General features: G+C 70.9%; 14 protein-coding genes and 2 tRNA genes. 8 read left to right on the top strand and 8 right to left on the bottom strand.

Translation table 11 applies throughout. The features are described 5' to 3' along the window. Positions 1 to 51 precede the first annotated feature (51 nt). Together ACIBF5_RS16350 and ACIBF5_RS16345 are read right to left on the bottom strand one after the other, a co-directional pair. Entirely contained in the window at positions 52 to 294 is a 243-nt protein-coding gene (locus tag ACIBF5_RS16350) for a flavin reductase (protein ID WP_396812292.1), read from the bottom strand. A gap of 20 nt (positions 295 to 314) precedes the next feature. Further along, positions 315 to 569 carry a hypothetical protein gene (locus tag ACIBF5_RS16345; protein ID WP_396812290.1) on the bottom strand — a complete coding sequence of 85 codons (255 nt, stop codon included), beginning with the start codon at positions 567 to 569 and terminating at the stop codon, positions 315 to 317. A 247-nt stretch (positions 570 to 816) separates the two neighbouring features. Here ACIBF5_RS16345 and ACIBF5_RS16340 point away from each other — a divergent pair, with 247 nt between their 5' ends. The 3 genes from ACIBF5_RS16340 to ACIBF5_RS16330 all read left to right on the top strand — a co-directional run bounded on the left by ACIBF5_RS16340 (position 817) and on the right by ACIBF5_RS16330 (position 2,057). Beyond that, positions 817 to 1,605, top strand: coding sequence for a Scr1 family TA system antitoxin-like transcriptional regulator (locus ACIBF5_RS16340; RefSeq protein WP_396812288.1), 789 nt, complete (start codon positions 817 to 819; stop codon positions 1,603 to 1,605). Next, positions 1,596 to 1,790 carry a DUF397 domain-containing protein gene (locus ACIBF5_RS16335; protein ID WP_396812286.1) on the top strand — a complete coding sequence of 65 codons (195 nt, stop codon included), beginning with the start codon at positions 1,596 to 1,598 and terminating at the stop codon, positions 1,788 to 1,790. Before ACIBF5_RS16340 ends, ACIBF5_RS16335 begins: the two co-directional genes overlap by 10 nt. Before the next feature lie 72 nt (positions 1,791 to 1,862). After that, positions 1,863 to 2,057: a DUF397 domain-containing protein gene (locus ACIBF5_RS16330; RefSeq protein WP_396812284.1), complete on the top strand. Its 195-nt coding sequence runs from the start codon at positions 1,863 to 1,865 to the stop codon at positions 2,055 to 2,057. 103 nt (positions 2,058 to 2,160) lie between these two features. On the opposite strand, the gene ACIBF5_RS16325 is transcribed toward ACIBF5_RS16330, so the two are convergent. Beyond that, entirely contained in the window at positions 2,161 to 3,123 is a 963-nt protein-coding gene (locus ACIBF5_RS16325) for an SDR family NAD(P)-dependent oxidoreductase (protein ID WP_396812282.1), read from the bottom strand. A gap of 61 nt (positions 3,124 to 3,184) precedes the next feature. On the opposite strand from ACIBF5_RS16325, the gene ACIBF5_RS16320 reads away from it, so the two are divergent. Further along, on the top strand, positions 3,185 to 4,120 hold the full coding sequence (locus tag ACIBF5_RS16320) for an AraC family transcriptional regulator (RefSeq protein ID WP_396812280.1): 936 nt from the start codon (positions 3,185 to 3,187) through the stop codon (positions 4,118 to 4,120). A 53-nt stretch (positions 4,121 to 4,173) separates the two neighbouring features. Then, a complete protein-coding gene (locus ACIBF5_RS16315; RefSeq protein WP_396812279.1) occupies positions 4,174 to 4,431 on the top strand; it encodes a hypothetical protein in 258 nt (85 codons plus the stop codon). Positions 4,432 to 4,462: 31 nt separating this feature from the next. Here the strand turns inward: ACIBF5_RS16315 and ACIBF5_RS16310 are convergent, their stop codons facing one another. From ACIBF5_RS16310 to ACIBF5_RS16290, 5 genes are all read right to left on the bottom strand, one after another. Beyond that, a complete protein-coding gene (locus ACIBF5_RS16310) occupies positions 4,463 to 5,866 on the bottom strand; it encodes a hypothetical protein (RefSeq protein ID WP_396812277.1) in 1,404 nt (467 codons plus the stop codon). A gap of 20 nt (positions 5,867 to 5,886) precedes the next feature. After that, on the bottom strand, positions 5,887 to 7,365 hold the full coding sequence (locus ACIBF5_RS16305; RefSeq protein WP_396812275.1) for a PQQ-binding-like beta-propeller repeat protein: 1,479 nt from the start codon (positions 7,363 to 7,365) through the stop codon (positions 5,887 to 5,889). A gap of 92 nt (positions 7,366 to 7,457) precedes the next feature. Continuing rightward, on the bottom strand, positions 7,458 to 8,351 hold the full coding sequence (locus ACIBF5_RS16300; protein ID WP_396812274.1) for a 3-methyladenine DNA glycosylase: 894 nt from the start codon (positions 8,349 to 8,351) through the stop codon (positions 7,458 to 7,460). 9 nt (positions 8,352 to 8,360) lie between these two features. Then, on the bottom strand, positions 8,361 to 8,795 hold the full coding sequence (locus ACIBF5_RS16295) for a protein-tyrosine phosphatase family protein (protein ID WP_396812271.1): 435 nt from the start codon (positions 8,793 to 8,795) through the stop codon (positions 8,361 to 8,363). A gap of 37 nt (positions 8,796 to 8,832) precedes the next feature. Further along, the gene (locus ACIBF5_RS16290) at positions 8,833 to 10,479 is read right to left on the bottom strand and encodes a hypothetical protein (protein WP_396812269.1); all 1,647 of its coding nucleotides are present in this window, start codon (positions 10,477 to 10,479) and stop codon (positions 8,833 to 8,835) included. A 166-nt stretch (positions 10,480 to 10,645) separates the two neighbouring features. Here ACIBF5_RS16290 and ACIBF5_RS16285 point away from each other — a divergent pair, with 166 nt between their 5' ends. The 3 genes from ACIBF5_RS16285 to ACIBF5_RS16275 all read left to right on the top strand — a co-directional run bounded on the left by ACIBF5_RS16285 (position 10,646) and on the right by ACIBF5_RS16275 (position 11,835). After that, positions 10,646 to 11,449 carry a fumarylacetoacetate hydrolase family protein gene (locus ACIBF5_RS16285; protein WP_396812267.1) on the top strand — a complete coding sequence of 268 codons (804 nt, stop codon included), beginning with the start codon at positions 10,646 to 10,648 and terminating at the stop codon, positions 11,447 to 11,449. 131 nt (positions 11,450 to 11,580) lie between these two features. Next, a tRNA-Gln gene (locus tag ACIBF5_RS16280) sits at positions 11,581 to 11,652 on the top strand. Between the two features lie 110 nt (positions 11,653 to 11,762). Further along, positions 11,763 to 11,835 (top strand) — tRNA-Glu (locus ACIBF5_RS16275). Positions 11,836 to 12,202: the final 367 nt, after the last annotated feature.

The following is a 12,202-nucleotide window of genomic DNA, read 5'->3' as shown; positions in this document are numbered from 1 at the left end:
CCCGGTGATGGTGAAACGGTCCGCCGGTGCGATTTCCCGGAGCACTGCGGCTCACAGTCGGGGGATCGGCGGCCAGCCGACGAAGCGTTCGTACAACCCCTTCGTGGAGGTGTTCGGCGCGTACTCGGCGAAGTCCTTGAGGGCGTCCACGTACTGCCCGGAGAGATAGAGGCAGAGCGCGATCCGTTGGCCGCGGAACTCGTGCAGCAGCGCCAACCGGGCCGGGCCGCACGGCCAATCGGCCACGCAGGCCCGGCACCGCCAGGTCGGCCGCATCGGCACGTGCGCTCTCATCCGGGTACGCCGACCAGCCGTCACGCCGACCAGTTCGGGTTTCGGCGTACCCGTCCCGAGACGCCGACCGCGAAGAGTTCCAGGGGGACGGTCGACGGGGTGCCGTACCCCCGTCCCTGGTTGGTCGGGCGCTTTCGCGGCACGGGCTTCGGTGGCAGCGCGGTCGTCATCTCGCGCGGCGCGAATTCCGGCGTGCTCTCCGGCGTGCTCTCCGGCGTGCTCTCCGACGTGGATTCGTCGGACGACTCGGCGGGGCCGGGGTTCTCGACGTGCATTCCGCAGTCTCCGTTCTCTCGATTGTGGAAGGGGCCGCCCCGGGGAAGGCGGGTGGGGAGCCCGGGGGCGGCCCCGCAGTTCCGCCCGTCCTTTCCATTTGCCGATGGATTCGAGCGGTTCCACTAGTGACATTCTGCTGCCGCACTCACTACCTTCGAAGCGGCAACACATCGACCCCAACCGCGTAGCGGGGTGTGATCCACACGTCGGCTACTTGTCCGGAGGATGTCCGTGCAAAGATCACCAATGCTTGAGCACTTTGGCGAAGAGTTACGCGTGGCTCGCGCCGCCGCCGAAATGTCCCAACAGGATCTCGCCGAGGAGATCAACTATTCGACCGCGCTCGTCGGCAAGATCGAGAACGGCGACCGCCGGCCGAGCGCCGACTTCGCCCGTCGCTGTGACACGGTCTTCGACACGGGCGGCTTCTTCGCCCGCATCCAGCGGCTGATCAGCCGGGACACGATGGTCGCCTGGTTCCGCGAGTGGGCCGGGATCGAGGCGGAGGCCACCGCCCTACGCGGCTTCGAGCCGCTCTACGTGCCCGGCCTGCTCCAGACCGAGGCATACATGCGCGCCGTGCTCGCCTCCTCGGGCCTGATCTCCGAGGAGGAGATCGCGCAGCAGGTCTTCGCGCGCCTGGAACGGCAGGAGATCCTGACCCGGGAGAAGCCACCCCTGCTCACCGTCGTCATCGACGAGTTCGTGCTGCGCCGGATGGTCGGCGGACCCGCCGTGATGCGCGAGCAGCTCCAACACCTGGCCAAGGTCGGGGCCTCCCTGCCCCGGGTCCGAATCCACGTCGTCCCGGCGTCCGTCGGTGCGTACGCTGGCCTGGATGGCCCCTTCGTGATCGCCACGCCGCCGGTCGGAGAGGATGTCGTCTATGCGGAGTGCCAACTTCCCGGACAGACCTCCGACCGCGCCGAGGACGTGAAGCACGCTGTGCAGGTGTGGGAGTCCATCCGGGGCGAGGCCCTGCCCCATCAGCAGTCCGTTGAGTTGATATCGGAAGTGGCGGAGACATGGACCTGACCGGCGCCGAGTGGCGTAAGAGCAGTCGCAGCAACAGCCAGGGTGGCAACTGCGTTGAGGTGGCGGGCAACCTGCCGGGGCGGGTGTTCGTACGGGACACGAAGGATCGTGACGGTGGCACCCTGGCCTTCGGTCCGGACGCCTGGCTGGCGTTCGTGACCGACGTGCCCGCCCGCCGCCCGTAGCTTTTCTCCCGGCCCTGTTGTACGACACCGTTGACAGTTTGTTCCCTTCACCACGGGAGTAGGTGCAGAGACATGGACCTGACCGGCGCCGAGTGGCGTAAGAGCAGCCGCAGCAACAGTCAAGGCGGAGCGTGTGTCGAGGTAGCGGACAACCTGCCGGGGCAGGTGTTCGTACGGGACACGAAGGATCGTGACGGTGGCACCCTGGCCTTCGGTCCGGACGCCTGGCTGGCGTTCGTGACCACCGTGCCCGCCCGCCACCCCTAACTCCGGTAAGGAAGGGCCCCTTGTTATCGCATTCGGTAGAGGAAGGGGCCCTTCCTAACCACCGCCCGGGCCTGCGCCCGGGCCTGCGCCGGGCGGGGTCGGGTCAGCGCGACGTCAGCGCCTGCTCGGCGTAGGTCCAGAGTCGGTCGGCGGTGGCCGGGTCCAGGGCGTGCGCGGCCACCCCGCCCGGGGCCTCCTTGTCGGTGACCACCTCCGCTTCCTGGTTGTCGTCGAAGTAGCGGCCGGTGGCGGTCTCCACCAGTGGCGACGCGGCCAGCAGGACCGTGGTCGCCGCACCCTGGGCCGGCGTCTTGTAGTACGACGGCGTGACTCGGTTTCCCGCCTCGTCCAACGCCCCGAACCTGCGCAGCGACTCTTCGTCCATGTGGCGTTGCAGCTCGGTGATGATGTAGCCGGGGTTGAGCGCGTTGGCGGTGATCCCGTCCGCCGCCCAGCGCTGGGCGATGCCGACCGCGAGCAGGACCTCGGCGGTCTTCGACTGGCCGTAGGCAACCCAGCAGTTGTACGGCCGACGCTCGAACTGCGGGTCGTCGAAGTCGAACTCCTCCCGCAGGTGCGCTCCGGAGCCGATCAGCACCACCCGGGCCGCACCGGCGTCGCGGAGGTTGTCGTGCAGGCCACGAGCGAGCGCGAAGTGACCGAGGTAGTTGGTGGCGAGTTGGAGCTCCCAACCCACCGGGGTCAACTGGCGGGTGGGAATCGCCATGATTCCGGCGTTGCCGACGAGCGCGTGGAGTGGACCCTCCCAGTCGGCGACGAAGGCGTCGACCGATGCCAGGTCGGCCAGGTCGAGCGCTGCCGCGCGTACGCTGCCGGGACCGGAACCGGCGAACTCCTCGACGAGTGCAGCGGCCCGGCCCGGGTCGCGGGTGGCGACGGTGACCTCCGCGCCGGCACCGGCCAGGGCCCGGGTGGTCTCGGTGCCGATGCCGGAGGCGCCACCGGTGACGATCATGCGACGCCCGGTGAGGTCGACACCGTCGAGGATCTCGGCGGCGGTGGTACGGGCAGTGAACGGGGTGGTCACACGCGAGGTAGCTGCCATGACCACGACGTTAGGAGCGTGAGTCTCGGACTGCCTATAGTCTGGAGTCCGTCGCTCTTTAGTGAGAGTCCAGATCGAGGTGTTCGTGGATCCGTTGGAGGATGTGCTGGCGCTGCTCGGCGCCACCAGCCAGATCTCCACCGCCATGGCCGCCGGTGGGCGCTGGGCGGTCCGGTTCGATCCGCCGACCGGGGTGAAGTTCAACGCCGTACGGCGCGGTCGCTGCCTGCTCCGGGTCGACGGCCTGCCCGACCCGGTCAGCCTGACGGAGGGAGACTGCTTCCTGCTGACCCTTCCGCGCGCGTTCACCCTGGCGAGTGACCCCGACACCCGGCCGGAGCCGGCGTCGCCGCTCTTTGCCGCAGCCGTCGACGGCGTCGCCCGGGTCGGCGACGGCGACGACGTGTTCCTCATCGGCGGCGCGTTCACCCTCGGCGATCGGGCCGGCACCCTCCTGCTGGCCAGCCTGCCACCGGTGATCCACGTTCCTGCCGCGTCACCCGAGGCCGCGACCGTGCACTGGGCCGTCGGCGAGATCGACGCCGAACTGCGGCAGGCGCCGATGGGCGGCACGTTGGCCGCCGAACACCTCGCTCTCGTCATGCTGATCCGGATCCTGCGCCTGCACCTCGCCCGTGGCGTCACGACAGGCTGGCTGGCCGGCCTGTCGGACCCGGTCGTCGCCCCCGCGCTGCGCGCGATGCACGACCGCCCCGCACACCCGTGGACCGTGGCGGAACTGGCCGGGGTAGCCACGGTCTCCCGCTCCACCCTCGCGTCGCGTTTCAAGGGCATCGTCGGCCAAGGTCCGCTCGAATATCTGACCGCGTGGCGGATCGAACTCGCCGTCGACGGCATTCGGCGGGGCGAGGAGACGGTGGCCACCATCGCCCGCACCGTGGGATACGGGTCGGAGAGCGCCTTCAGCGTCGCGTTCAAGCGCACCACCGGCCTCTCCCCGCGCGCCTACCGCAGGCAGATGACCGGGATCGGCTGACCCGACGAAACGGGGGCCCACGTGCCCCGTGTTGCGGCGCTAGGCTCGCCAGGATGTCTGGTGGAGGTCTTGGCAAGCATGTCGATGACCTTGGCGCCGCAGTGGAAGCCCACGACGACGAGCGGTTCTTTGAGGCGTTGCAGGGAATCGCCCGCGCCACACCACAGAGCCGTCCCGACGAGGTGCAGGCGGCCCTGGGCAAGCTGGTGCCGGTCCTCGCGCAGATCCCGTACGGGATGGGCGCCGACCTTGCCCAGCCCCCACCCAGGCAGCGTGAGGGCTGTGGTCGTCCACTGCCCCTGGAGGGGTAGTAGACGACCACAGCCCGACAGAAGTGGTCGGTCAGGGGCGGTAGCGCCAGAGGTGGATCACGTCGGGGCGGCCCTTGCAGGCGATGACGTTCGCCGCGAGTTGGCATTCGTGGGCCTGGCCCGGCACCCGGCCGAGCAGTCGCACCTCGGTCGCACCCGGCTCGATCAGCCCGAACCAGGTCGGCCCCTCCGCACCGGTCCCGCGCGTCAGCAGCACCGGCCCGTCCGCCGCCGCATACGCCATGAAATTCCAGCCGGAAAGGCCGGCAACCGTTCCACCGGTCGCCGGATCGACCGTACGGAGCAGCCCCCCGTGCTCCATGTCCAACTCGATCGACAGGCCACCGTTGTGCAGGATGATCGTCGTGGGCGTGCGCGTCGGAGGGGTTTCCGCCACGGTCTCCTCGCCGGTGGCCGGGTCCAGCGGCCACGAACCGGATTCGTTCTGCACGCAGGGATGTTCACCGCAGGCGGCGACCACCACGTTCTGGCGGCTGAGCTTCTGGGTCCACCGTGGCGTGAGCGTGTCGAGGGCGTACCCGGTCACGTCGCTCGCCCCCCGCTGCACCAGGAGCAGATCCCCGACGATTCGTACCGTCGGCGTCCACGGTCCCACCACCGGCAGGCTCCGCCGGACCACGCCGGTCCTGGCCTCCCGCAGCTCGACCCGGCCCTCGGGGGTCATCACCACCAGCATGGACTCGGCGTCCGGTCGGTCGGCGACGACCGGCAGTCGGGTCGATATGACCATTCCGAGCGGCGCCGAGTTCCACAGCGGCGCACCGGACCCCAGATCGATCAGGTGGACCACCTGTCCCACCGGCGGATCGAGGTAGGACCTGCCGCTCGGGGCGTCGTAGTAGACGTTCGACACCGGGCGCGACGGGTCGACCAGCCGGGCGTCGGCGGCGAAGACATCCTCCGACGTCATCCCCGTGCGGCCGTCGGCCAGCACCTCCACCTGACCCGGGACCGACCAGCGGATCGCGCCCGTGGCGGCGTCGATCCCGGTCGTGTACGCGACCCCGTGGCGGAAGACCCGGATCAGCACCACGTCACCGACCTGTTCGACCAGACCACCCGCGTTGGTGCTCAGGTCGTACCCGGTCGTCCAGAGCAACCGCCCCCGGCCCGACTCGTACGCCGAAACGTACTGTCCGATCCCGCCCGCACCGGTGAGCCCGACGAACAACCGGTCCCGGGTGAGGACGAAACCGCGGTCCGGCGCCACGGTCAGGGTGGCGACCTCGGCCAGCGGCGGTGGCACGGGCGCCGCCGAAGCACCCGGTACGAGCAGCAGCGCCACCCCGGCCGCCAGCGCGGCCCAACGTCTGCGCCGCCGCGACCACGACCGACCGGTGCCGGCATCGTCATCGGCGATCGACTCGCCCCGGTCCAACCCGAGGTCGATCAACACCGCGTTGTCGGTTCCCATCCGCCCTCCACCGGCTGTGGTCATTCGTCCAACCGCCGCAGCCCCGCACGGTAACGCCAGACGTGCAGGCCGTCCCGGGCGGTGTTGCAGGCGATCACGGTCGTGGAGAGTTGGCAGCCGCCGACGCCGACCGGCACCCGCCCGAGTGGGACCGGGGCTGCCGCCTCCGGGCCGAGCAGACCGAACCAGGTCGGCCCGGAAGCGACCTTCCCGGTGGTGAGCAGGAACGCCCCGTCCCGACCCGACGTGACGGTCCGCCAGTCCGCCAGGTCGATCCGGGACTCACCGGTGAACGGATCCACCGTCCGTACCGGACGCGCATCGACCCAGTCGACCGGGACGACCTCCAGTAGCTGCCCGGGGGCGGCGACAAGCTGATGCTGCTTGCGGATCTGCCACAACCGCGCACCGGTGGCCCGGTCGACGACCCACTGCTCCGTCGGGGGCATGTCGCAGATCAGCCCGGTGGCGGTGCACAACCCGAAGGCGCCGTTCTGCGCCACTGGTGCCGCCCACAGCCGGCGGTAGTCGACCGTGGAATAGGCCGTCACCTCGTCCTCCGTGTGCTGCACCAGCAGCAGATCCCGGTCGAGCTGCGGGTAGGTGTCGGGAAGGGCGGCCGGGAAACGGTGCCGTACCGCACCCGTACGGGGGTCCCACAGCTCCACAGCTCCGGTGGTCAGCACGGCCAACAGGCCCGCCTGCGGGTCGGCGGCGCTCGGCCCCCGGTCGCCGAAACGGCTGCCGGCGTCGGTCGCGGCGCTCGCGACCAGACCCGAGCGCCAGCGGACCGTACCGCTGCTCAGCGTGATGCCGGCGACGAGCACCCCCGACGGTGGTGTGCCGTACCGCTGCCCCCACGGCGCCAGGTAGACGTCGCCCCCGTCAGGCACCGAGTCCTCCGATATCGCGGCGTCGGCGGGATAGACGTCGTCGACGGCGAGCGCGAGGTCGGCGTCGGAGACCGTCTGCACCTGGTGTGGCAGGGACCAGCGTTCGGCACCGCTGAGCGCGTCGAGCGCGACCGTACGCATACCGGGCGTGCCGTCGACCCGTGCCCCGGTGAGCAGGACCAGACCGGCCCGGTGGCGCATCGTCGGGGTGTTCTCCAGGCCCCCCGGGAGGCGGTACGTCCACAGCGCCCGTCCCCGCTCCGGTTCGTACGCCCCGACCAGCCAGTCGACGCGGGTCGGATCGTGGGTGGCGGTGAGGAGCAGGTCCTCGGTGAGCAGGAAGCCCTGATGGTCGAAGAGTTGGATGCTCGGCCGGTAGGGCAGGGCGGCGACCCGTACCAGTGCCGGCGCGGGCGGCGGACCGGACCCGCCGGTGGTGAGCAGCAGTGCCGCCGCCAGTGTGAGCGCCACCGGGCGGAGCCGGCGCCAGGTCAACGGTTGGCTCGGCTCGACATCGGGGCTCTCCCGGGCCGTACCGAGATCGATCATTGTTTCGGCACCGCCGCTCAATGCGGGCACGCCATCGGTCTGTCCAGTGCCGACCATCGCCCGTCCCCGTCCGTCGCAGTCACCGGAATGGTAGATGCGAATTCGTGGCTGGCGGGTTCCCTGACCCGGACGTGGCTCGGATCGGGGGATCAGGCGTCGGGGGCGCCGAGCGCGTTGTCGACAGCGCTGAGCAGGCGGTCGCGCAGGGGTGCGGCGCGTTCGGCGAAGCCGCGCTGGGCGGCGGCGTACTCGGCCCGCCCGTTGGGGGTCTCCACCGCCACCGGGGGATAACCGAGGGCGGCGAGATCGTACGGGCTGGCCCGCATGTCGAGCGTACGGATCTCCCGGGCCAGGGCGAAGGCGTCGGCGACCAACTCGCTCGGCACCAGCGGGGAGAGCTTGTAGGACCACTTGTAGAGGTCCATGTTGCCGTGCAGGCAGCCGGGCTGTTCGAGGTCGTGCTGGCTCTCCCGGGTCGGCTGGAGCAGGTTGAGCGGCCGGGCCGGGGCGGTGAAGAACCGGTACGCGTCGAAGTGGCTGCACCGTACCCCGTTGCGTTCCACCGTCTGCGCGGTCTGTTCCGGGCTCAGCCGCAGCGGCCACGCGTTGTGGCGTACCTCGTCCTGGGTCTGGCGGTAGACCATCGCCCACTCGTGCATCCCGAAGCAGCCGAACTGCGCCGGCCGCCCCGCCGTGCGGCGCAGCAGGGTGCGGACCCAGTCGATCGAGTCGCCCCGGCGGGCGCGTACGGCCTCGGTGTCGAGGGTGACCCCGGCGGACGTGGCGAGGTAGTCCCGCCCGAATTCTTCCGGGTCCGCCTCGGCCAGCACCACCCCCGCGCCCGGATGCCACCGGCGTAGCTGCGCCGGACGGTGCGAGTAGTAGGTGAAGAGGAAATCCTCGACCGGGTGCCGGACGCCGTCGCGACGCCGCCGCAGGTGCGGCGCCAGCCAGGCGTCCACCCGGTGTTCGTGGGCCGCCCGCCGGGCCCGCCAGGTGGTCGCGTCGAGCACGACGGTACGGGCGGAGGTGCGGGCGGTCATCAGCCCAGCCTACGCAGCGGTGAAACGCCGCACGTAACGCCGCTGCCAGGGCGTCTCGACGGCGTGCCGGTCGTAGTGCCGCCGGACGAACTCCACCGCCTCGCCGGCCGGAACCCCGTCGATCACGGCGAGGCAGGCGAGCGCGGTGCCGGTTCGGCCCATGCCACCAGCGCAGGCGACCTCGACCCGGGAGGTGGCGGCCCGCTCCCAGATCTCGGCGAACACCCGCTGGGCCTGCGCCCGGTCACTCGGCAGCCGGAAGTCGGGCCAGCGCAGCCAGCGGCTCTCCCAGGGCGTCGACGGTGGCGGCTTGCCGAGCAGGTAGAGCCCGTACGTCGGCTCCGGTCCGGGCGGTAGCGGCCGGCGTAGGCCCCGCCCCCGGACCAGGCGGCCCGACGGCAGCCGCAGCACCCCCGCATCGGTCGGTTCCCACGACTCGGTCATCCGGTCAGCGTAGGCAGCGGGACGGTACGGGTGTGAGTCAGGTCACCGGGATGCTCACCCCGGCGGAGAAGACCGAGCCGCGTAACTCGACCCGGGTCGGCGCCTCCGGCCCGCTCATGGTGAAGACGATCGGCACGAGCATCCGTTCGCTCGGCGGTACCGGCTCGGCGAAGATGTCCCGCCCTCCGTTGAGCGCCAGGGTGGCGGGCTCGTCCGTGGTGACCCAGTTGCCGGACGGCCCGTACGCCCGCTGTGAGGCGGCGTACCAGCGTTGGGGTTGCTTGCTGACGTTGCGGGCGGCGAGGGTGGCCAGGCAGCGCTGTCCGGCCGGGCGGGGGCCGGCGGGTTGTTGCACCGCCGCCCCGCAGTTGACCCGGTAGAGGGTGAACTCGAAGGTGGCGTCCCGCATCGTGGCCCCGATCGCGCCGCTGGTGGTCCGGCCGACCCAGGCGCCGCTGGTCGGCTGCTTGCCGGTGTCGATGGCGCTGACCCGGGCGGTGGCGGTCAGGGCCGCTGCCGCGGCGACCAGTGCGACGACCACCGTGGCGAGCCCCACCACCACCCAGACCGGCGGTCCGATGCGTCGCTTGACCTGGCCCGGTACGGCCGCGCGCGGTGGTGCGGTCGGTGTCCCGGTGGAGAGGTACGTGTTCGGCACCCCGTCCGGCATGCCCGGGACGGTCGCGGAGAGCACAGGTTCCCGGCCGCCGCCTGGTGGTGCGGGCCCCCAGACCGAGGACGGGTCCGGTGGTGCGGGCGGGGTCGCGCCCGGTGGCGGTGCGCCCGGTGGCGGTGCGGCCGGTGGCGGTGCGGCCGGGGTGCCGGCACCGACTCGGCTCTGGTCGACCGGGGCCCGGCCGGTCGCCGGTCGGGCCGCGGGCGGCATTTCCCCGCTCGGCGTCCGTCTCGGGGACGGCCACGCCTCGGCTCCGTCACCGCCGGGTCGGATCCGGGCCACGCCTCGGGCCAGTCCCCGGGCGAGTGCCGGCGGCGGGCGGTCCAGTACCGGTGGCCGGTCGAGAAAGGGTGGCCCGCCGACGCTGGTGGCGGCGTCGGGTGCGCGGCCACCCGGTCGGCTGCCACCGGGCGCCGGCCCGTTCTCGCGGTCGAGCCGCCGGCGGACCCGGCGGCGCCACCACCAGAGACCGGCCACCAGGAGCAGCACCAGCACCGCCAGGGCGCCGAAGAGGTACGCCGGCCGCTGCCAGATCGCCGGGTCCGCGTCCTCGATTTTCGCCGCGCCGGCGGCCTGCCAGGTCGCGCTCGCACAGTCGAACGGGATGTCGCCGTTGCCGGCGAAGGCGCAGGCCGGGGCGCTCACCGGGACACGGGTCGCGGGGAGAGCGGTGTTGAGGGTCATCATGCCGCCCGGCGGGAGCTGGAGCCGCCAGGAGATCTCGGTGCCGCCGGTCTGCCCGGTGGGTTGGCTGGTCTGGCCGCCGTCGCTGACCGACGTCGGTGTCATGCCCCGGGGCAGTTCCTGGCGGACGGTGGTGTCGATGGTGCTGGTGGTGCCGTTGTGCACCAGGATCTGATAGATCGGTGCGCTGCTCCCGCCGCTCGCCATCACCACCGTCACCGCGGACGGTGCGGCCCGTACGCTCCCGGCGGGTAGGGCGGTGGAGAGCAGGCAGCCGGCGATGACTGTGCCTGTCAGGCGTCGTCGGGTCGATGCAGAAATCACAACGAGACCTCCCTTTCCTGAAGCTAAGCCGCCTGTCGGTCAATCGTGTTAGAAGGTGTGAACCACATCCGACTCCGCAAAGGCTGGAGTATCGTGCCGGCGCTGTGCCGGTCACCGTCGGTGGCCAATACGGTGGGATCAGCGCAGGTACGGCTAGATTGGCCAGGTGCGTATCGTTCGTTTTGCTCATGCCAAGGGAATGTCGTTCGGCGTCGTGGAGGGTGAGCCGCACGCCGGCCCCGAGGCCCTCACGGTGGCCGAGATCGAGGGGCACCCGTTCGGCGAGATCCGGTTCACCAACGCCCGCTGGGCCTTGGCCGACGTACGGCTCGTCTCGCCGATCCTGCCCAGCAAGGTGGTCGCCGTCGGACGTAACTACGTCGACCACGCGGCCGAGCTCGGCAACGAGGTGCCCGCCGAGCCGCTGCTCTTCCTCAAACCGTCCACCTCGGTGATCGGGCCGCGCGACGCGATCCGGCTACCGACCCAGTCCAAGCAGGTGGAGCACGAGGCCGAACTGGCGGTGGTGATCGGGGTGACCGGCGCCCGTCGGCTCGACCGGGCTGCCGCCGCGAAGGCGATTTTCGGCTACACCTGTGCGAACGACGTCACCGCTCGGGACTTGCAGCGCTCGGACGGTCAGTGGACCCGGGCGAAGGGTTTCGACTCGTTCTGCCCGATCGGTCCGTGGATCGTCACCGACCTCGACGTGAGCGACGTGGAGGTCCGGTGCGAGGTGGGGCGCAATCCAGCCGAGATGGAGGTACGTCAGATCGGGCGTACGAAGGACATGGTCTTCGACGTACCGACCCTGGTGTCCTACATCTCACATGTGATGACGCTGCTCCCCGGTGACGTGATCCTGACCGGCACCCCGGCCGGGGTTAGCGAGCTCACCGACGGGGATACCGTCAGTGTGCGGATCGACGGGATCGGCGAGCTGTCGAACCCGGTGGTGGCTCTGAACTAGCCGCCCACACGGCACGTCGGGCGGCCCGTCAAGGTTGCTCATCCGCTGGTGGAGGCCGGATTGCATAACCCGATTTGGCCTCTCCCAGCCGGTCCGGTAAAGTCTTTTCTCGGCGCGGCAAGCAGCGCCGATGGGGTATGGGGTAATTGGCAGCCCAACTGATTCTGGTTCAGTTAGTCTAGGTTCGAGTCCTGGTACCCCAGCTACCGACACCAGATGGTGCCGGTAGCTGGACTCTGATAGAGTTCAGCGGTCCTCCTCGGAGGACAAAGTAAGACAGGCAAGGCAAGTAAGACAGGTAAGACAAAGTTCTGGCCCCGTCGTCTAGCGGCCTAGGACGCCGCCCTCTCAAGGCGGTAGCGCGGGTTCGAATCCCGTCGGGGCTACATGGTTCGGAGCCCGCGTCACGCAAGTGGCGCGGGCTATTTTTATTATGCGATGCGGGTCGCCGATCCGGTGCCACTTTGCTCGGATTTCCCCCGTCCCGGTCTCACGCGGCGGCGGCCCGGTCTCACGCGGCGGCGGCCCGGTCTCACGCGGCGGCGGCACGGACCGGACCGGACCGCAAGCGGTGTCGAGTCCCGCCCTCCCTCGCGCGACCGGCTTACCGGCGGCCCGCTCCCACCACATGCGGTGGCAGGTCTCCCGCAGACGTAGGAAGGAGTGGTTGTGCCGGCCGGGGCCACCCCGCCGGCGGGGGGGCGGGGGGGGGGGGCGGGGGGGGGCGGGGGGGAGAGCCCGGGGGGGGTGGGG

The sequence above is a fragment of the Micromonospora sp. NPDC050417 genome (assembly GCF_044458865.1).
GTDB lineage: Bacteria > Actinomycetota > Actinomycetes > Mycobacteriales > Micromonosporaceae > Micromonospora_G.
This window is presented reverse-complemented; position numbering and strand designations above follow the sequence as displayed.